A 20,980-nucleotide genomic window follows, 5' to 3' on the forward strand; every position below is an offset into this window, starting at 1 on the left:
ATTTTGCTTGCAGTGCTGATGGCATGGATATAAAAAGATGACAAATAAAGGAAGGCTTCTGCCGGTTTTAAGAGAGTTAATTGAGGGGCAGGTTGACAACTCTGTCTTTTGGATAAATTTGAATGCTCGTACCATTTCTCATTATGTTCCGCGAAGGCGTGGAAGCAGCGCTGATCGTTGGTATCATCGCAAGCTACCTGCATCAGACAGGGCGCAGCGCATGGATGCCCGTTGTCTGGATCGGTGTCCTGCTGGCAATCGCTTTATCGCTGGCTGTCGGCGCAATTCTCCAGCTTATCAGCGCAGAATTCCCGCAAAAGGCACAGGAGCTTTTTGAGGCTATCATTGGGCTTATTGCTGTTTTCGTGCTGACTTCCATGGTTTTCTGGATGCGCAAGGCTGCCCGTTCCATCAAGGCTGAGCTGCATCATTCTATCGATGCAGCTTTTGAAACGCCGACACATAAGGGCTTCGGTCTTATTCTGATGGTATTTTTTGCTGTGGCGCGCGAAGGGCTTGAATCGGTCTTCTTTCTGCTTGCTGCATTCCAGCAGAGCGAAGGCGGCGCTGCGCCGCTTGGTGCGCTGTTGGGTGTGGTTCTGGCAGCGTTTGTTGGCTACGGCATTTACCGTGGTGGCCTCAAACTCAATTTGCGGCGCTTTTTCCGCTGGACCGGTGTTTTCATCCTGGTCATTGCAGCGGGCATTCTGGCTAACTCCGTCATGGCGCTTCATGAAGCCGGCATCTGGAACCACTTCCAGACGGTCGTATTCGATATGAGCGAAATCCTGCCACTTGATAGCACCCTTGGCTCGGTTCTGGCCGGTATCTTTGGCTATATCGCGACACCGACGATCAGCGAAGTGGTTGCCTATGTCGGGTTCCTTGTGCCTGCGCTCATAATTTTCCTGATGCCGCCTTCCGCACCTGCACAAAGTGCTGCCGCCAAGAACGCAGCTTAATCGAAGAGATTTTTTATGACCCAGCCGAAAAGCCCGAAATCTACTGCACCATTCTCGCGCAACCTTGCGCGCGTGGTGCTGGTGCTGGCCATTGTTCTGGTGTTGGCGGCGGGTGCTGCTTTCTATTACGCCTCGCGCGTTTCAGATAAATCGCGCCATGCAGATGGCGATGGCAAAGTGCAGATCGTGGTCAATGCGAAAAGCTGCGATCCAAATGAGTTGACAGTTCCTGCAGGGCGCACGGTTTTTGAAATCGTCAACAAGTCGGACCGCTCGGTTGAGTGGGAAATTCTTGATGGTGTCATGGTGCTCGAAGAGCGGGAGAATATCGCGCCGGGCTTCAAACAAACACTGTCAGCGAAGCTTTCGCCGGGCGAATATCAGATTACTTGTGGCCTTCTTTCCAACCCGCGCGGCAAGCTGATCGTAACGCCATCGGCAAGCAGCGAAGCTGAAAAAGGCAAGTTGCCGTTGACGGCATTCCTCGGTGCACTGGCTGAGTATCAGATTTATCTTGCAACCGAAGTTGTCGAATTCCAGAAGGCCGTTGCAACGCTTTCCGATGCCATTTCTAACGGCAATATCGAAGCTGCACAGGCCGCTTATGCACCAGCACGCGAGGCTTACGCACGTATCGCTCCAGTTTCAGAAGCTTTCTCTGATCTTGATACAGCAATCAATGCGCGTGCTGATTTCTTTGAAAAGCGTGAGCAGGACCCTGCCTTTGGTGGCCTGCATCGTATCGAATATGGACTGTTTGAACAAAAATCGCTGGAAGGTTTGCAGCCCGTTGCCAATAAATTGGTAGAAGACGCGGCTGGCCTGAAGGATCGCATTCGTGCGTTGCGTATTTCGCCTGACCGAATGCTGGCGGGCACGTCATCGGCGCTCAATCGCTTTGCGTCCACCGCTGCGGATGCAGGCGATGATCGTTACGCACATACAGATTTGCAGGTATTTGCAGGCCTTGTTGAAGGCGCCGCCAAGACAGCGGACGTGTTGCGTCCGATCGTCGTCAAAGTCGATCACAAGGCATTTGAAGGGATTGATGCTCAGGTGTCTGTCGTGAAGGCGCTGCTTAGCGCTCAGAATGGCAAGGCATATAACACGCTTTCCAGTGATGAGAAGGCGAAAATCAAGGACGGCGCGATGGCTCTCGCCGACCAGTTTTCAAAACTCCGCGATCAACTTGGAGTGGATTAATGTCCAAGAAATTTTTCAAGAACGAGAATGTTAAAAAAGACAGCGTAGCATCGCCAGAACGCCGTGCAATTTTACTCGGTGCCGGTGCTACGGGGGTTGCAAGCGTGCTTGCATCGCAAGTGGCTCATGCACGCTCTTCCAACAATTCACTTTCTTCAGAGAGCGTAACCAACGCGCCTGAAAGCGACAAGTTGCAGGAGAGCCAGCCGTTTTATGGTATGCATCAGCCCGGCATTGTGACGCCGCGTCCAGCAACTGGTCTTGTCGCCTCGTTCGATGTTCTGGCGCGTGACCGCGCAGACCTTGAACGCATGTTCAAGCTTTTAACAGAGCGCGCAGCCTTTCTCATGAAGGGGGGCAAGCCACCAGTGCTTGATCCGAAATTCCCGCCTGTTGATTCCGGCATTCTCGGGCCAACGGTTACACCAGATAACCTCACGATCACCGTGGGCTTGGGGAATTCGCTCTTTGATGATCGTTTTGGGCTGAAGCCGTTCAAGCCAAAGCACTTGCAGCGCATGACGGGCTTTCCCAATGACGCCTTGCAAAAAGATCTCTGCCATGGCGATCTGGTAATCCAGTTCTGCTCGAACACCGCAGACACCAACATCCATGCGCTGCGCGATATCATGAAGAACATGCCTGATCTTCTGATGGTCCGCTGGAAACAGGAAGGCTCTGTTCCTGTGCAGCCGCCGCATTCTCCAAAAGCCAAGGAAAGCGCGCGCAATTTCCTCGGTTTCCGCGATGGTTCTGCCAATCCCGATGCCGCTGACAAAACGCTTATGGATCGCATTGTCTGGATACAACCCGATAAAGGTGAGCCGGAATGGGCAGCAAATGGCAGCTATATGGCGGTGCGTATCATTCGTAACTTTGTCGAGCGCTGGGATCGCACCCCGTTGCAGGAGCAACAGACTATTTTCGGGCGCGAAAAAGATAGCGGTGCACCGTTTGATGGTAAAACCGAAGCTGATGTGCCTAATTATTCAAAAGACCCAGAGGGCAAGGTTACGCCGATGGATGCGCATATTCGGCTGGCCAATCCACGCGATGCCAATGCCGAACAACATCTTATTTTGCGTCGTCCGTTCAACTATTCCAATGGTGTCACGAAGTCCGGTCAGCTCGATATGGGGCTACTGTTCATTGCTTATCAGGCCGATTTGGAAAAGGGCTTTATCACTGTTCAGAAGCGCCTCGATGGCGAGCCTCTGGAAGAGTATATCAAGCCGATCGGCGGCGGTTATTTCTTCACGCTACCCGGCGTGAAAAATCAGGATGACTTTTACGCACGCGCACTCCTGCAGGCGAGTGGGCCGCAGAATGCGCGCGGGTGAAGGTCTTATCACCACGGAGAGGTAAATATGAAATATCGTCTGCCATTGCTCGCGTCGGCTTGTGTCGTCGCTCTGTCTCTCAGCTTTGGTGCTGCAAAGGCCGAAGTTTCCCCACTCGATCTCGTTCAGCCAATCGCTGACTATAAGATTTATGTTCAGGATAATCTTGATGTGCTCGTGAAGGACACAAAGGCTTTCACCGACGCAATCAAGGCTGGCGATCTTGCAAAGGCGAAAGAGCTTTATCCATCCTCGCGCGTTTCCTATGAAAAGATCGAGCCGATTGCGGAACTCTTTGCTGATCTCGATGCGTCGATTGACAGCCGCGCTGATGATCATGAAGATGCGGAAAAGTCGGACGATTTTACCGGTTTCCATCGTCTGGAATATGGCTTGTTCGCGCAAAACTCAACCGAAGGCTTGGCGCCAATCGCGGATAAGCTCTACGCAGATGTTGTTGAGCTTCAGAAGCGCATCAAGGACATGACTTTCCCTCCTGAAAAGGTTGTCGGTGGCGCCGCAGCTTTGATGGAAGAAGTCGCTGCAACCAAGATTTCAGGTGAAGAAGACCGTTATAGCCATACGGACATCTGGGATTTCCAGGCCAATGTTGATGGTTCCCAGAAAATCGTTGAACTGTTCCGTCCGTTGATCGAAAAAGAAAATCCTGAGCTTTTGAAAAAGTCGGACGCAAACTTCAAAACTGTCAACGACATTCTTGCGAAATACAAGAAGGGCGATGGCTACGAATTATACGACAAGCTGACTGAGGAAGATCGCAAAGTTATGGCTGGCGCCATTACCACGCTTGCAGAAGACCTTTCGACCTTGCGCGGGACGCTTGGTCTGAACTAAGGCTTTCGTGCTGCACGGAAAATGGCGGGCATTGCCCGCCATTTTTATTGAAAAAATCAGATCGTGAAAAAAGTATTGTTTTACAATGCGCCCGGATAGACTCTAACCGGGCGATTGTCTTTGACCGACTCCATAACCACAAAAGTGGACGTGCTTGCCACATTCGGCAGGCTGGAAATCTTTTCGCCCAGCACCTCGCGGTAACGCCGGATGTTGGGCGTTCGCACTTTCAGCAGATAGTCGAAAGAACTTGCAATCATGTGGCATTCTTCAACTTCACGTATTTTGCGCACGGCAACATTGAAGGCGGTAAGTGCGCTCTCGCGTGTGTCCGATAGTTTGACCGTCGTGAAAGCAATATGATCAAGGCCAAGTTTTTCGGGATCAATGGCTGCGCGAAACCCGATAATATAGCCTTCATCGACCAGCCGTTTGACACGTGCCTGACATGGTGTCTTTGACAGGCCGACTTTTTTTGACAACTCGGTCATGGCAATGCGACCGTCGTCGCTCAAGACCTCAAGAATGCGTCGATCGAACTGATCCAGATCGTCTACAGAATCTATTTTTCGCATTCATTTTGCCTTTTTTCGTTATAATAATAAGACTGAATTTCCTTCATATGGATCAAATGAAGACAGAATGCAATTTGCGCCGATGATAGTGTGCAATCACATAAAAGCATAGTTAAACTGGGCGAGAGCCTGTTGTTGCGAGCATTGCACCATGACTGATAAACTATCCGCTCATACCACTCCTGTTTTCCAGAGCTTCGCGCCGCCAATCCGCGAGCAGACACCTTTGCGCAGGGCCATCACCGATGCCTATCGCCGGCCTGAGGCTGAATGCGTGTCTGCGCTGGTTCAGCAGGCGGCCCTGCCTGAGGAAACGGTTAAGCAGGTTCGCGAAACAGCGCGCAAGCTTATCGAAGCGCTTCGTGCCAAGCATAAGGGCACAGGCGTTGAGGGGCTGGTGCATGAATATTCGCTGTCCAGCCAGGAAGGCGTGGCACTGATGTGCCTTGCCGAAGCGCTGCTGCGTATTCCGGATATGGCAACGCGTGACGCCCTGATCCGTGACAAGATTTCCAATGGCGATTGGAAGTCCCATGTCGGTGGTGGTCGTTCGCTGTTCGTCAATGCTGCGACATGGGGCCTTGTTGTCACCGGAAAGCTTACCAACACCGTCAATGATAGCGGTCTTTCGGCAGCTCTCACACGCCTGATCGCCCGTTGTGGCGAGCCAGTCATCCGTCGCGGCGTGGATATGGCTATGCGCATGATGGGCGAACAGTTTGTGACTGGTGAAACTATTGATGAGGCACTGAAGCGCGCAAAAACGCTGGAAGAACGCGGGTTCCGTTATTCCTACGACATGCTCGGTGAAGCAGCCACGACTGCTGCCGACGCAGAACGTTATTACAAGGATTACGAGACTGCGATCCACGCGATCGGTCGCGCTTCCGCAGGTCGCGGCATTTATGATGGTCCCGGCATTTCGATCAAGCTTTCAGCACTGCACCCGCGTTATGCGCGCGCGCAGAGCGAACGCGTCATGGATGAGTTACTTCCAAAGGTGAAGGCGCTCGCAGCCCTTTCCAAGAAGTACAATATCGGCCTCAACATCGATGCTGAAGAAGCAGACCGTCTGGAGCTTTCGCTCGATCTTCTGCAGAGCCTGATTGAAGATCCTGATCTGGCTGATTGGGAAGGCATCGGCTTCGTGGTGCAGGCCTATGGCAAGCGCTGCCCGTTTGTGCTTGATTTCATTATCGATCTTGCCCGTCGCAACAATCGTCGCGTCATGGTTCGTCTCGTCAAGGGCGCTTACTGGGATGCCGAAATCAAGCGCGCGCAGGTTGATGGCCTTGAAGATTTCCCGGTTTACACCCGCAAGGTTCATACCGACGTTTCCTACATTGCTTGCGCCCGCAAATTGCTTGGCGCCCGTGATGTGATCTTCCCGCAGTTTGCAACACATAATGCGCAGACGCTTGCCACGATCTATCATCTGGCAGGCCCGGATTTCCAAACCGGCTCTTATGAATTCCAGTGCCTGCATGGCATGGGCGAGCCGCTTTATGACGAAGTTGTCGGTGCATCGAAGCTGGGGCGTCCAGCTCGCATTTATGCGCCGGTTGGTACGCATGAAACGCTGCTGGCCTATCTGGTCCGTCGTTTGCTCGAAAACGGTGCGAACTCTTCCTTCGTCAATCGCATTGGCGACAAGAGCGTGTCGGTTGATGAACTGATTGCCGATCCTGCGGAAGTCGTTCGTTCGATGGCCGTTGTCGGTGCGCGTCACGACCAGATTAACCTGCCGGAAGGCCTTTATGGCATTCGCAAAAACTCGTCGGGCTTCGACCTTTCCAATGAAGAGCAGCTGGCGGAACTAAGCGAAACGCTCAAAGCCAATGCTTCGCGCGTCTGGACTGCGGAACCGCAGGTTGCTGGTGCAAAAATTAAGGGTGAAAGCCGCCCGGTTTTGAACCCCGGCGATCATGCGGATGTCGTGGGTACGGTTACGGAAATCGCCGCCGACGATGTTGCGCAAGCAATGAAAGCGGCTGAGAAGGCAGTTGCAAGCTGGTCCAAAGTTTCGCCCGCTGATCGTGCGGCCTGTCTTGATCGCGCGAGCGACATCATGCAGCGTGAAATGCCGGAACTGCTTGGTTTGATTATGCGTGAAGCTGGCAAGTCCATGCCAAACGCGATTGCAGAAGTACGCGAAGCCATCGACTTCCTGCGTTACTATGCCGAACAGACCCGCCGCACGCTAGGCGTTGCGCACAAGCCGCTTGGTCCAATTGTTTGTATCAGCCCGTGGAACTTCCCGCTGGCAATCTTCACCGGACAGATTGCGGCAGCCCTTGTTGCCGGCAATCCGGTTCTGGCAAAGCCTGCTGAAGAAACCCCGCTCATCGCAGCGCAGGGCGTTCGCATTCTGCACGAAGCTGGCATTCCAGTTGATGCTTTGCAACTTTTGCCGGGTGATGGTCGCATTGGTGCAGCCCTTGTTGCAGCACAGGAAACCTGTGGCGTGATGTTCACCGGCTCGACAGAAGTTGCTCGTCTCATTCAGGCGCAACTTGCCTCGCGCCTGCTGCCAAATGGCAAGCCGATCCCGCTGATTGCGGAAACAGGCGGCCAGAATGCCATGATTGTGGATTCGTCCGCTCTTGCCGAGCAGGTTGTGTTCGACGTGATCGCTTCAGCTTTCGACAGCGCCGGTCAGCGTTGTTCGGCTCTGCGCGTTCTTTGCCTGCAGGAAGATGTTGCGGACCGCATTCTGACCATGCTCAAGGGTGCGCTCAAAGAACTGTCCATTGGCCGCACCGACAAGCTGAAAGTGGATATTGGCGCTGTCATCACGGCGGAAGCCAAGGACATCATCGAAAAGCACGTTCAGACAATGCGCGATATGGGCCGCAAGGTCGAGCAGCTTCCGCTTGGGCCGGAAACGGACAAGGGCACCTTCGTTGCCCCGACCATCGTCGAGATCGACAGTCTGCGCGATCTGAAGCGTGAAGTGTTCGGCCCGGTTCTTCATGTGGTGCGCTACAAGCGTGATGACATGGATCGTTTGATCGATGACATCAACGCAACCGGTTATGGTCTTACCTTCGGTCTGCATACACGTCTTGATGAAACTATCGCTCACGTTTCTGATCGGATCCGCGTCGGCAATGTCTATATCAACCGCAACGTCATCGGTGCGATTGTGGGCGTCCAGCCTTTCGGTGGCCGTGGACTGTCCGGCACGGGCCCGAAGGCTGGCGGCCCGCTTTATCTCGGTCGCCTTGTTGAAACAGCGCCAATCCCGCCGCGCATGGCTTCGGTTCACAGCGATGCAGCACTCAACGATTTCGCAAAGTGGCTTGGCAATCGCGGCATGAACGAACTGGCGCAGGCTGCTCGTGAAACCGGCAGTGCTTCTGCACTGGGTCTGAATATCGAGCTTCCGGGGCCGGTCGGTGAACGTAACCTCTATGCGTTGCATCCACGTGGACGCATTCTTCTGGCTCCGCGGACCGAATCCGGCCTTTATCGTCAGCTGACAGCAGCACTGGCTACAGGCAATGAGGCTGTCATCGATGAGACTTCGGGCCTGCGCAATGTTCTGAAAGACTTGCCTGCAAGTGTCGCTGCTCGTGTTGTCTGGACAAAGGACTGGCAGGCAGATGCACCTTTTGCAGGAGCGCTTGTTGAAGGAGAGGGCGAACGCCTGATCGACATTAACAAAAAGCTGGCAGCATTGCCCGGACCATTGGTTTTGACACAGGCAGCAAACACTGCACAGCTTGCGCAAAATGCAGACTGCTACTGCCTGAGCTGGCTGCTTGAAGAGGTTTCGACCTCCATCAACACAACAGCCGCAGGCGGCAATGCGAGCCTGATGGCGATTGGTTGACAGCATATTTTGATCACGCGCAAGAGGCGGCCTTCGGGCCGCCTTTTTGTTTAAAATAACAGTAGATGGCTTGTTAGAATGGAATTATTGGATTGTTTTTATAATTTTCAGAATAAAATTTACAAACGACATTGACACAGTGGTTTAAAAGGCAAAGACTGTGCACAGGCTTGCAAAAAGCTACAGCGTGGAGGCGCTGCATAACAAGTGGAGTTAGAGCGCAGATCTGATGCAATCATATCGAACGCGCTCTAAAGGGAGGAATATGATGCGTTCGGCACTTATGGTTGCGGCGTTTGCCGCTGGCGTTTCTTCATTTGCATTTCCGGCTCTTGCTTCGGGCAATCTTAACCTCATCTGTTCGGCAGATGTGGTCATCTGTGAGCTGATGAAGAACACATTTGAAAAAGACACCGGTATCAAGGTGAATATGGTTCGCCTGTCTTCCGGGGAAACCTATGCCAAGGTGCGTGCTGAGGCGCGCAATCCGAAGACCGATATCTGGTGGGCCGGCACCGGTGATCCGCATTTACAGGCTGCTTCTGAAGGTCTGACGCTTGAATATAAATCGCCAAAGCTCGACGAATTACAGGATTGGGCAAAGAAACAGGCGGAAAGCTCTGGTTTTCGTACCGTTGGCGTTTATGCCGGTGCGCTCGGCTGGGGCTATAATACCGAACTTCTGAGCAAGAAGGGCCTGAAAGAGCCACTTTGCTGGGCCGACCTGCTTGATCCGTCCTATAAGGGCGAAATCCAGATGGCCAATCCGAACTCTTCCGGCACGGCCTATACTGCGCTGGCCACGCTTGTTCAGTTGATGGGCGAGGATAAAGCTTTTGATTATATGGCAAAGCTCAATGCCAATGTTTCGCAATACACCAAGTCGGGTTCAGCGCCCGTAAAGTCGGCTGCGCGTGGTGAAAATGGGATCGGCATTGTGTTCATGCATGATGCGGTTGCGATGACTGCCGAAGGCTTCCCGATCAAGTCCATCGCGCCGTGTGAAGGCACTGGCTATGAAATCGGCTCCATGTCGATCATCAAGGGTGCCAGAAATCTCGACAATGCCAAGAAATGGTATGACTGGGCGCTGAGCGCCGAAGTGCAGTCGAAGATGAAGGATGCAAAATCCTTCCAGCTTCCATCGAACAAGAACGCCGAAGTTCCAAAAGAGTCGCCGCGCTTCGAGGATATCAAGCTCATCGACTATGATTTCAAAACCTATGGTGAGCCAGCCAAGCGTAAGGAAATTCTGGACCGCTGGGACAAGGAAATTGGTGCAAAGGCCAATTAAGGCATAGCCGCACTCTCCGTTATAGCGCTCTCGCCATTATGCTGGCGGGAGGCGGATAATTGCATCCACTTTGCGGCAATGCCCGAAGCAGGAAAGCGGATAAATCATGAAACAGCATAATCGCAGGCTTGATGTGGTTCTGGCGCTGGCTTTGGTCGGGTTCCTCATTCTGCCATGGTATCGCGTCGAACAAGGCTTCTTTTCCTTTAGCTGGGTAGAAGGATTATTCAGCGAAGCTGATCTCGCTCCAGCTATTCTCCAGATTTTTGCATATAATCGGTTGTGGCTCGCTGTTCTTGCAGTGCTGATGCTGGTGTGTGCTTTTGCGCGTTTTGCAGTGCCTGCTGAAAGGCGCACAATGGTTTTGATCGTTGCCAGTCTGCTTGGTGTCGGTTTTCTGGCCATTCAGGGATTGGCAATCGGCTTTACTGGCTGGAACTGGGCCATAAGTGAAAACCTGTTGGGCCAGCTTGCTGAAGGACAACCAGCTTTTGGCGCGGGTGCCGTGCTGACTGGCCTATGCTTTCTTCTGATTTTTTCGTTCAGTCTTGCTGAACGTGGGGTGATGAAAGGGGACGCATTTGTTGTCTCCTCCATCACCTTGCTGGTCGCACTTGTCAGCGTCTTCGTGTTTTATCCGATTTTCAGCATGTTCAGCGCGTCCGTGCAGGATTTTGACGGATCATTCAATCCGGATGGCTTCATTGCCAATATTCAGGATTCTTCAATTTGGAGCCTTGCCTGTGTGATTGGTGAAGGCCGTTGTGGTGTTGCATGGCGCACGCTCTGGCTGGCATTGATGACCGCGTCCGGGGCAACTCTTCTGGGGCTGGCTTTCGCGCTTGTTGCAACGCGCACGGGCTTTCCGTTCAAGAAAGGGCTGCGTATTCTCACGGTACTGCCGATCATTACACCACCCTTTGTTATTGGTCTGGCGTTGATCCTGCTTTTCGGTCGCGCTGGCGTGGTGACGGAACAGATTTCCAACCTGTTTGGTGTTGAGCCTGGCCGCTGGCTTTATGGTCTTACAGGGATATGGATCGCGCAGGTGCTATCCTTCACGCCGATCACTTTTCTGGTTCTGATTGGTGTGGTCGAAGGCGTGTCACCTTCCATGGAAGAGGCATCGCAAACCTTGCGTGCTGATCGCTGGCGCACCTTTAACAAAGTGTCGTTGCCATTGATGGCGCCGGGCCTTGCCAATGCGTTTCTGATTTCCTTCATCGAAAGCATGGCCGATTTCGGCAATCCGATGGTTCTGGGTGGCAGCCACGGCGTGCTTTCGACCGAGATATTCTTTGCCGTAGTGGGTGCGCAAAACGATCCATCGCGTGCTGCTGTTCTGGCTATTGTGCTGCTCTGCTTCACGCTGTCTGCCTTCCTCATTCAGCGTCTGTGGCTGTCCGGCAAAAACTTTGCAACCGTTACCGGCAAGGGCGATTCCGGCATGCATGCGGGCTTGCCACATGGGTTGAAGGTCGGTGTCTATGCCCTTGTTATTCCATGGATGGTCTTCACCGTCGTTGTGTACCTGATGATCCTGATTGGCGGGTTCGTGCGCACGTGGGGTCTCGATAATTCGCTGACATTCGATCATTATCGTCGTGCTTTTTCGGTTGCATGGACGGATAGCGGATTTGCATGGACGGGTGTTGCGTGGAACTCGTTCTGGACGACGATGGAAATATCGCTGATCTCGGCACCGCTTACTGCCGCAGTAGGTCTGCTCACTGCCTATCTGATCGTGCGACAACGCTTCTTTGGGCGCAACGTGTTTGAGTTTGCACTGATGCTGAGCTTTGCCATTCCGGGTACGGTCATTGGTGTCAGCTACATCATGGCCTTCAACCTGCCGCCGCTTGAAATGACCGGCACGGCGCTGATCCTGATTGCCTGCTTCGTGTTCCGCAATATGCCGGTTGGCGTGCGCGGTGGTATCGCGGCCATGAGCCAGCTCGACAAAAGCCTTGATGAAGCATCGCTCACGCTGCGTGCAGGCAGTTTCCGCACCATCCGTAAGGTGATCCTGCCGCTTCTGCGTCCGGCGATTACGGCTGCACTCGTCTATTCCTTCGTGCGTGCGATCACATCAATCAGTGCCGTGATCTTCCTTGTTTCGGCGGAATACAACATGGCGACCTCTTATATCGTCGGTCTCGTCGAAAATGGCGAATTCGGTGTGGCGATCGCTTATTCATCAGCCTTGATCGTCGTGATGGTTGTGGTCATCGCAACCTTCCAGCTTCTTGTCGGCGAGCGCCGGTTGCGGCGTGAAAACCGTGTTGCCACGCTTAAGCCGATCAAAACCGTTCAACAGGAGAAAGCCGTATGACCACGATCCGTCCCGGCTCCGTGACCTTTCAAAACATAACCAAGAAGTTCGGCAATTTCACCGCTTTGCCCGATCTGTCGCTGACGGTTGAACCCGGTACGCTTGTAACGCTGCTTGGCCCTTCGGGTTGCGGTAAAACCACGACCCTGCGCCTTCTGGCAGGGCTGGAGCATCCGACATCGGGCCGCATTCTGATTGGTGGCAAGGATGTAACCATGCTACCCGCCAATGAGCGCGATGTATCCATGGTGTTTCAGTCCTATGCACTGTTTCCACACATGAGTTCGCTCGATAACGTCGCTTACGGACTTGAATCTTCCGGATTAAAGAAGAAGGAGGCGCGTGAGCGGGCCGAGGAAGGGCTGAAGCTCGTTGGCCTTGCCGGTATGGGGCATCGCCTTCCCGCCGAGCTTTCTGGCGGGCAACAACAGCGTGTAGCCGTGGCCCGCGCGCTGGTGCTGGAGCCGCAGGTGCTGCTGCTTGATGAGCCGCTTTCCAATCTTGATGCGCGTCTGCGCCGCCGCGTGAGAACTGAAATCAGGGAACTCCAGCAACGGCTTGGTTTTACAGCAGTTTATGTCACCCATGATCAGGACGAAGCTTTGGCTGTGTCCGATACAATTATTGTCATGAAAGACGGCGATATAGCGCAGCAAGGCAGTCCGCGGGATCTTTATGAGTCTCCCGCATCTGCCTTCATCGCAGACTTCATGGGCGAGGCCAATGTCGTGCCCTGTGAAGTCGTCAGCGCAGAAAATGGAGAAGCTGTCATTCGTATCGGAAAGCTCAGTCATCGCCTTGCGTCATCAAATGCAAGGCTGGGACCAGCACAGCTGGCGGTTCGCCCAAATGCGGTGAGCCTGCAAGCTCAGAGCGGCGGAGATTTCCCGGGACGCGTCGCGCATTCCGCCTATCTCGGTGATCATATCGAATATGAAATCGAGACCGAACACGGCAAGCTTTTCATCGTCGATCCGGCTGTGGAAGAAGCGCTTCCGCCACAAACGGATGTGGCGATCCATTTCAAGCCGCGCGGCCTTGCCATCATCAATCAGTAGGCGCATGAACCATGCGCCTTTATTCCCTCGGACTGGAAACCAAGCATGACATCAGACATTTCAAAAGAGCTTGAAGCACGGTTTAAGCTTGCGCAGGACATTGCGCGCGAGGCAGGTGCACTGGCACTTGATTACTTCAATCGTCGCGAGACGCTGGTGATTGAAACCAAGCGTGATCCGCAGGATGTGGTGTCCATCGCTGACCGCAATGTCGAGCAGTTGATCAATGAACGTGTATCGGCAGCTTTCAGCGACGATGGCTTTTTGGGCGAGGAGTATGGGCTGCATGTGGGCAGCTCAGGCTATACATGGGTGGTTGATCCCATTGATGGCACCAGCCCTTTTGTCAACGGAATGCCGAACTGGTGCGTTTCCATTGCCGTGCTGAAAGATGGCGAGCCGGTGATCGGTGTTATTCAGGCACCTTGCTTTGATGAGCTTTACGCATCCGCCAAGGGGCAGGGTGCAACGCTTAATGGCAAAAAGCTTGTGCTTGATGAAACGCGCACAATTCGCAACGCGGTGACGGGCATTGGCGCCAATAATTACGTAACGCCGCAGGTTGTTGCGAAAATTGTGGAAGATCTGCTTGAAGCAGGCGGTACATTCATTCGCAATGGCTCTGGTGCGCTGATGATTGCCTATGTGGCAGCAGGTCGCTTGGTGGGTTATTACGAGCCATATATGCACGCTTGGGATTGTATGGCGGGTTTTTGCCTCGTCCGCGAAGCAGGCGGCTATGCGCATCCATTCCCAACGGAAGGGGAGCAACTGACCAAGGGTAACAAGGTTTTTGTTGCAGCACCGGGTGCTGTGAATGATCTTAAAAAGGTTGCACAGCTTTAAAAAACAAGCCCCGGAAATCCGGGGCTTATCTTTATGTTGATGGGTTATCGCGCTTATAAATCCAGTCGTGATCAGGGTGGTTTTTAAATCGCCATTTGCGGATGGGACCGGCCATGACGTTGAGATAATACATCTCATAACCATAGGGCGCGCCGCATGGGTGATGCCCCTTTGGCACCAGAACGACATCACCGTCAGAAACGGCCATGGTTTCATCGAGACTGCCATCTTCGGTGAAGACCCGCTGAATACCATAACCCTGCGATGGGTTGAGGCGATGATAATAGGTTTCTTCCAGATAGGTCATATCCGGGAAGTTATCTTCATCATGCCGGTGCGGCGGGTAGGATGACCAGTTGCCCTGTGGTGTGAAGACTTCCGTTACCAGAAGGCTGTCGGCGACATCCCGGCCTTCCATGGCAATGTTGAAGATGTTGCGGGTATTCGCACCGTGTCCACGCGTATCGAATGTCAGCCCTTCCGGTCCGAGTTTTTGCGCTTTGCGGCCCGGTTTGCCGGGTGCGGTGCAAACAGCAAGCACGCAATCGGTTGTTGCTAACGCATCCCAGTCGCTTTCAGCGGGCACATAAAGACAATGCGGAGCGAGTTTTTCAAACACACTCATCCGCTCGCCCATTTCGCCGAAATCTTCTCCAGATGCTTTGAGCCTTGCCTTGCCTTCGACCAGTACCAGAATGACTTCCCGGTCGCCGGTTTTCTCAGAAGCGCTTTCACCAGCTTTCAGGTGATAAAGGCCAAAACCGACATAGCCCCAATGGGCGTTTTCCGGCGTGATGTCGTGCACCTTACCATGCTTGCCATTGGGTTTGCGTAACAGATTGGCCATAGCTCAGTCTCCTTTGTCTAACCCTGCTTCGCGCGCAAATGCTTTGAGCGATTTCAGCCCTAGCGACTGATATTCAAATGGATTGCGCACATCTGGGTCCTGCTCGGCTTCGATCACAAGCCAGCCGTCATATCCATGTTCGGCCGCAATCTTGAGCACTGGAACGAAATCAACGCCGCCTTCAGGATCACCGGGAACCGTGAATACGCCGCGGCGCACACCTTCCAGAAAGGACAGGCTCTGGTCGCGTACCTGTGCCGCAACCGTAGGGCGCACATTCTTGGCATGGATATGCCGGACACGTTTCATATGGTTCTTTGCAACGCGTTCAGGATCACCGCCGCCAAACAGGCAGTGGCCGGTATCGAGCAGCAATTTGGCATGTGGGCCGGTATGTTTCATCAGAAGGTCAATCTCGTCTTCGCTCTGAACAATCGTGCCCATATGATGGTGATAGACGAGTGCAATACCCTGTGCGCTCGCATATTCGGCCAGTGCTTCTACACCTGCACCAAACTCAGCCCAGCGCGCTTCTTCCAGCACCGGGCGTTCGGAGAGTGACTTGCTATCGTCGCCATGAATGGCGTTCGACGTTTCGCAAACGATAATGACCTTGCAGCCCATTGCGTTCAGAAGATCAAGCGCTGGCTGGATTGCAGTCTTCTCATCCGCAACGGAATTGGTAAGAAGATTGAGTGAATGCCAGCCGGAAACATAGCGCAGATTACGAGGTTCGAGTACTGCTTTAAGTTCTGCTGCAACTTGCGGAAATTTATGACCTTTTTCTATTCCGTCGAAGCCGATTTTTGAAGTCTCATCAAGGCATTGATCAAGGCTTATATGCGCGCCAAGGCTGCGATCATCATCGTTCGACCAGGCAATCGGGTTGGTGCCATAGAGGATCATCGGTCAGTTTCTTTCTTTGATCTGAGCTTCATAATTTTCACGAGCGGCGCGTACTTGTTCGCGGTCCGAGACTTCCGGCACAGCCACGTCCCACCACCAGCCGCCGGTTTCAGGCGTCGGGTAAGGATCGGTATCGATGACGATAACTGTGGTGTGCGGGCTATTACGGGCTTCGGCCAGGGCATCCTCAAGCTCGAGGATAGAACCGACTTTTTGACTCACGGCACCCATCGCAGCCGCATGGGCTGCGAAGTCGATGTTGGATGCATTCACATGGGTTGTGTGGTCGAGCAGATTGTTGAACTCGGCACCGCCGGTCGCCATTTGCAAACGGTTGATGCAGCCATAACCGCGATTATCGGTCAGCACGACTGTGATCTTGATGCCCATCATCACAGAGGTCGCAAGCTCGGAATTGGCCATCATGTAGGAGCCGTCACCGACCATCACGATGACGTCGCGATCCGGTTCCGCCATCTTGATGCCGAGTCCACCTGCAATCTCATAGCCCATGCAGGAGAAGCCATACTCCATGTGATAGGACATGGGGCGACCGGCTTTCCAGAGCTGGTGCAATTCACCCGGCATGGTGCCAGCCGCGCACATGACGACGGTATTTTCTTTTGACTGACGCTGCACTGCGCCGATCACCTGCATGTCTGTGGGAAGCTGGTTGGCATCACCGGGGGTCGCCGTGAAACGGTCCGCTGCTTCAAACCATTTATCTTTTAGACTGCGGTCGAGGGAGGGGCGTTTATAGCCCTTCAAAGAGTGCGACAGTGCCTCCAGCCCGATCTTCGCATCTGCTACAAGCGAGATCGAACCTTGTTTGTGACTGTCATAAGGTTGAACATTGAGCGAGAGCAGCTTTCGGCCCGGATGTTTGAACAATGCCCACGAGCCAGTGGTGAAATCCTGAAAGCGTGTTCCCACCCCAATGACCAGATCGGCGCTTGCTGCAACTGCGTTGGCACTGTCTGCACCAGTAACGCCGACCGGACCGAAATTGAGCGGATGATCCCAAGGCAAAGCCGATTTGCCGGCCTGTGTTTCGATAACCGGAATATTGTGGGTTTCTGCAAAGCTTATCAGTGCTTCATGGGCACCCGAATAATGCACGCCGCCGCCCGCAACGATAACCGGGGTCTTGGAAGCTTTGATTGCGGCAATTGCCGTTGCCAGTTCATTTTCATCGGCTGGCGGTCGCCGCCAATGCCAAACCTTTGGCGCGAAGAACTCTTCCGGCCAGTCATAGGCTTCGGCCTGCACATCCTGACAGAGAGACAGCGTGACAGGTCCGCAATCCGCAGGATCGGTCATTGTACGGAAAGCGCGCGGCAAGGCAGTCAGAAGCTGCTCGGGGCGGGTTATGCGATCAAAATAGCGGCTTACGGGGCGGAAACAGTCGTTGACGCTAACCGTTCCATCGTTGAAATCCTCGATCTGCTGCAAGACGGGATCGGGACCGCGATTGGCGAAGACATCGCCGGGAATGAACAAAACCGGCAGACGATTGACATGGGCGAGTGCCGCCGCTGTGACCATATTGGTTGCGCCGGGGCCGATCGAGGAGGTGACAGCGCAAGCGCGTTTGCGACCCAGTTGTTTGGTATAGGCGATGGCCGCGTGCGCCATGGTCTGCTCATTTTGACCGCGCCACGTCACGAGCCTGTCGCGAATGCCATGCAGTGCCTCGCCAAGCGCCGCCACATTTCCATGGCCAAAAATCGCCCAGACACCAGCAATAAAAGGCTCGCCTTCGGGTGTCATCTGATTGGCAATATAGCGCACGAGAGCCTGTGCCGCTGTCAGTCGAACGGTGTTCATCTTTCCTCCCAGCGGAAATCCGCTTTCTCGTATTTCAGATTCAGGCCTCCACCTGTTTCCGAGATGCGTTTATTTCTGTCGCAGCCTATCCCAAAGATCGCAGAAACCGCGATAACGTTTTGCCATTTCGCCAACGGCATCCGTATCGCTTATCTTATCCGCAAGCCATTGCCGCGCGACATCTCCCAGAATGGTTCGACCAATGGCAAATCCCTTCACCAGATCAAAGCCAGCTGCAACTTTCAGGCTTGCTTCCAGCTCCTGTGCAGGCGCATCAAGCCCCAGAACGACAATGCCGCGCGTATAAGGATCATTGCGGGTTATGGCATCGCAGGTGTTTTGCCATGCCTGTTTCGTCGTAAGCGGTTCAAGTTTCCACCAGTCCGGATAGACGCCAATTTCATAAAAGCGTTCTATGACTTTGGCGGTGCTCATGTCATCGACAGGGGCAACCTTGGATGGAATGACTTCCAGCAGGAACTCCAAGCGATTACGCCGAGCGGCAGTGAAAAGCCGCTGCACGGTTTCTTCCTGCTGCATTTTCACAGTGTCACTGTCATCCGGGTGATAAAAGCAAAGCACTTTCACGACATGCTCAATAGGCCATTCAACAAGACCGCCGCAATCGGTACCGAGTTCGGGTTCTAGTTCCAGTGGTCGCGAGCCGGGCCATTCAGTTGGGCGTCCGATCCAAAGGCCAGTTCCAGCAGCACGATAAAGCGCGTCGCGCCCAAGCCTGCTGTCACAAAGGATGCCGTAGCCGTTTTGCCCGTCTGAAACCTCTAATGCAGCATTCAGGCATAATTCTTTGAATTGTCCGACTTTTTCATCGCTCGCACCGGCTTCATGGGCCATCTCTTCAAGCTGAATACGATGATCAAAAGCGAAGACACGTATATGCGGCCAGTCGCCGTTGCGGTTGGTTGACCAGTGCACCTGTTCGAGCGCCTGATCCTTGCGCAAGGCCTTGTCTCGAATGCCGCTTCGCAAGAAATATTGTAGCTCATCCCAGCTTGGATAAGCAGGGGTACAGCCATGACGCGATACGGCAAAGGCACCACAGGCATTGGCGAACTTCAGGCTGGTCGGCCAGTCTTCCCCCTTTAGCCAGCCGCGCAAAAGGCCAGACATGAAGCCATCACCCGCACCAAGCACGTTGAAAACTTCAATCGGAAAGCCTTCACCCGATTGTCCCTCGTCGAGATTGTCGGGAATGTTGCCTTCAAAAACCACAGCGCCCATCGGCCCGCGCTTACAAACCAGAGCGGCCTTGGTAACTTCGCGAACGGCGTTGAGCGCCTCAAGCGTATCGGTCGAACCGCCCGCGATATGAAACTCTTCCTCGGTGCCGACGATGAGATCAAACAGGTGCAATGTCGATTGCAGCTTCTTGGTGACGGCAACGGATTCTATGAAGCGGTTCTCACCATCACCATGGCCGGACAGTCCCCAGAGGTTGGGGCGGTAATCAATATCGAGCACCGTCCGGCTTTGATTTTCTCGCGCCAGCTTCAAAGCTTTGAGTACTGCTGCTTCCGTGCGTGGATGCGACAGGTGCGTGCCGGTTGCCAGCACGCATCCGGCCTCGGCAATGAAGTCTGGATCAATATCATCCTCGCAAAGCGCCATGTCGGCACAGTTCTCGCGATAAAAGATCAATGGGAAATGTTCCTGATCGCGGATGCCGAGGATGACAAGTGCTGTCAGACGCTGCGGATCGGTAACAATGCCGCGTGTATCCACGCCTTCACGCGCAAGTTCGTTGAGCAGAAAGCGCCCCATATGCTCGTCACCCACGCGGGTTATGAGGGCAGATTTGAGACCCAGCCTTGCAGTGCCTGTTGCGATGTTGGTGGGGGAGCCGCCAACATATTTGTTGAAGGATGACATGTCTTCCAGAAGACCGCCAACCTGTGCGCCATAAAGATCTACCGAAGATCGGCCAATCGTAATCAAATCCAGCCGCTTCATGAAAGCCCTCCCTGGCGCATGTTTGTTTTATAGCTTGGAATGGCTGCTCGTGACTCAGAAGGTGCAGCAACCGTTCTATTTTTTATTAAAATAGATTTATTATTCTATTTCAACTGAAAAATAGAATGGTGATCTGCTTTTACGCGAGATTACGTTTAAGACTGGCGTGACGTGCCGACAGCCACTGAAAGCGTGATGGCGAGACAAAGCGTTGCCGAAAGCGAGCGGAACGCACCAAAATCAACTTCCGAAACCAGCAAAGACTGTGTGGCAAATCTGCTCATGGGGCTGACAATCGTGTCGGTGATCGCAATAACATCAATGCCACGCGCATGTGCACTTTCTGCCATGGCGATTGTTTCAGGGGAATATGGCGAAAACGAAATGGCAATCAGTACATCTCCTTTGCGGATTGCGTGCTGGTTTTCGAGCTTGCCGACAGTGCTGTGCAGCATGGCCGGAACCTGCATTTTTTCAAGCGCATAGGCGAGATAGCTTGCAACCGGAAATGCCCGGCGAACGCCAATAATATGGATGGTCTCAGCACGCGCGAGACGTTTGACTGCATCTTCCAGCGCTTGCGGCTCAATGGTTTTCAGAAGACTTTCAAGCGATGTGCGTCCCGCTTCAGCAAACTCCGCCAGAAGGGCGGGGGGGCTGCCTGCTGCGGTTTCGCGCAGATGTTCAAGACGCGTGGAATAATCGGGCCAGCCACCAGCATAGGATTCGCGAAACAGCTTCTGCATTTCCGAAAAGCCGGAAAAACCCAATATCTGGCAAAAGCGCATGAATGCCGAACTCTGAACGCCTGCGCCTTCTGCCATTTCCGCGACCGTCGAAACAGCAATGCGATCCTGATTGGCTGCCACAAAGTCCGCGCATTGTTTCAGGCGCTTGGGCAGGCGGTCTGCGACTTCGAGCAGTCTTGCCTCGAAGTCCTTGACACTGGAAGGTGCATTTGGTTGCGCAGCAGGGGCTTGTTCGGTGTGCATCGCCATCCTTTCAGACACGGTCTCTTGACATCCTGTATATCACAATCTAGCAAAATAGAATAAATATTCCATTACACTTCATTTCCTGCAATAGTCGGGAAATATGCAAAACGGAATAGGGAAACTGTTTATCGGTC

The 20,980-nt window shown here is 53.6% G+C and carries 15 protein-coding genes; 9 read left to right on the plus strand and 6 right to left on the minus strand.

Going from position 1 to position 20,980, the window contains the following annotated elements; genetic code table 11:
• The first annotated feature begins 122 nt into the window (after positions 1-122).
• From efeU to efeO (ABE530_RS05515), 4 genes are read left to right on the plus strand one after another with little or no spacing between them, the layout of a single operon-like run.
• On the plus strand, positions 123-962 hold the full coding sequence (gene efeU, locus ABE530_RS05500; RefSeq protein ID WP_499693873.1) for an iron uptake transporter permease EfeU: 840 nt from the start codon (positions 123-125) through the stop codon (positions 960-962).
• 15 nt (positions 963-977) lie between these two features.
• Positions 978-2,165 (plus strand): iron uptake system protein EfeO, encoded by a 1,188-nt coding sequence (gene efeO / locus ABE530_RS05505; protein WP_499693874.1) that lies wholly within the window; start codon positions 978-980, stop codon positions 2,163-2,165.
• Positions 2,165-3,505, plus strand: a complete 1,341-nt coding sequence (gene efeB / locus ABE530_RS05510) for an iron uptake transporter deferrochelatase/peroxidase subunit (RefSeq protein WP_499693875.1) — start codon at positions 2,165-2,167, stop codon at positions 3,503-3,505. Before efeO (ABE530_RS05505) ends, efeB begins: the two co-directional genes overlap by 1 nt.
• A gap of 27 nt (positions 3,506-3,532) precedes the next feature.
• The gene (gene efeO, locus ABE530_RS05515; protein WP_265984326.1) at positions 3,533-4,360 is read left to right on the plus strand and encodes an iron uptake system protein EfeO; all 828 of its coding nucleotides are present in this window, start codon (positions 3,533-3,535) and stop codon (positions 4,358-4,360) included.
• An 80-nt stretch (positions 4,361-4,440) separates the two neighbouring features.
• Here efeO (ABE530_RS05515) and ABE530_RS05520 read toward each other — a convergent pair whose 3' ends face one another.
• A complete protein-coding gene (locus tag ABE530_RS05520) occupies positions 4,441-4,935 on the minus strand; it encodes an Lrp/AsnC family transcriptional regulator (RefSeq protein ID WP_265984313.1) in 495 nt (164 codons plus the stop codon).
• Positions 4,936-5,086: 151 nt separating this feature from the next.
• On the opposite strand from ABE530_RS05520, the gene putA reads away from it, so the two are divergent.
• From putA to ABE530_RS05545, 5 genes are all read left to right on the plus strand, one after another.
• On the plus strand, positions 5,087-8,770 hold the full coding sequence (gene putA / locus ABE530_RS05525) for a trifunctional transcriptional regulator/proline dehydrogenase/L-glutamate gamma-semialdehyde dehydrogenase (protein ID WP_499693876.1): 3,684 nt from the start codon (positions 5,087-5,089) through the stop codon (positions 8,768-8,770).
• Positions 8,771-9,038: 268 nt separating this feature from the next.
• Positions 9,039-10,064, plus strand: coding sequence for an ABC transporter substrate-binding protein (locus ABE530_RS05530; RefSeq protein ID WP_265984311.1), 1,026 nt, complete (start codon positions 9,039-9,041; stop codon positions 10,062-10,064).
• 106 nt (positions 10,065-10,170) lie between these two features.
• The gene (locus ABE530_RS05535) at positions 10,171-12,396 is read left to right on the plus strand and encodes an ABC transporter permease (protein WP_499693877.1); all 2,226 of its coding nucleotides are present in this window, start codon (positions 10,171-10,173) and stop codon (positions 12,394-12,396) included.
• Positions 12,393-13,454 (plus strand): ABC transporter ATP-binding protein, encoded by a 1,062-nt coding sequence (locus tag ABE530_RS05540; RefSeq protein ID WP_499693878.1) that lies wholly within the window; start codon positions 12,393-12,395, stop codon positions 13,452-13,454. The genes ABE530_RS05535 and ABE530_RS05540 overlap by 4 nt, the downstream gene beginning before the upstream one ends.
• A gap of 45 nt (positions 13,455-13,499) precedes the next feature.
• Entirely contained in the window at positions 13,500-14,300 is an 801-nt protein-coding gene (locus ABE530_RS05545; RefSeq protein ID WP_499693879.1) for an inositol monophosphatase family protein, read from the plus strand.
• Between the two features lie 31 nt (positions 14,301-14,331).
• On the opposite strand, the gene iolB is transcribed toward ABE530_RS05545, so the two are convergent.
• The 5 genes from iolB to ABE530_RS05570 all read right to left on the minus strand — a co-directional run bounded on the left by iolB (position 14,332) and on the right by ABE530_RS05570 (position 20,843).
• Entirely contained in the window at positions 14,332-15,147 is an 816-nt protein-coding gene (gene iolB / locus ABE530_RS05550) for a 5-deoxy-glucuronate isomerase (protein WP_265984307.1), read from the minus strand.
• A gap of 3 nt (positions 15,148-15,150) precedes the next feature.
• The gene (iolE, locus tag ABE530_RS05555; protein WP_499693880.1) at positions 15,151-16,053 is read right to left on the minus strand and encodes a myo-inosose-2 dehydratase; all 903 of its coding nucleotides are present in this window, start codon (positions 16,051-16,053) and stop codon (positions 15,151-15,153) included.
• A 3-nt stretch (positions 16,054-16,056) separates the two neighbouring features.
• Positions 16,057-17,880: a 3D-(3,5/4)-trihydroxycyclohexane-1,2-dione acylhydrolase (decyclizing) gene (iolD, locus tag ABE530_RS05560; protein WP_499693881.1), complete on the minus strand. Its 1,824-nt coding sequence runs from the start codon at positions 17,878-17,880 to the stop codon at positions 16,057-16,059.
• Between the two features lie 69 nt (positions 17,881-17,949).
• Positions 17,950-19,851 carry a bifunctional 5-dehydro-2-deoxygluconokinase/5-dehydro-2-deoxyphosphogluconate aldolase gene (locus ABE530_RS05565; RefSeq protein ID WP_499693882.1) on the minus strand — a complete coding sequence of 634 codons (1,902 nt, stop codon included), beginning with the start codon at positions 19,849-19,851 and terminating at the stop codon, positions 17,950-17,952.
• A gap of 155 nt (positions 19,852-20,006) precedes the next feature.
• Positions 20,007-20,843, minus strand: coding sequence for a MurR/RpiR family transcriptional regulator (locus tag ABE530_RS05570; RefSeq protein ID WP_265984302.1), 837 nt, complete (start codon positions 20,841-20,843; stop codon positions 20,007-20,009).
• Between the last annotated feature and the right edge of the window lie 137 nt (positions 20,844-20,980).

Origin of the sequence: Brucella sp. TWI559, assembly GCF_039674265.1 — a bacterium.
Classification (GTDB): domain Bacteria; phylum Pseudomonadota; class Alphaproteobacteria; order Rhizobiales; family Rhizobiaceae; genus Brucella; species Brucella chromiisoli.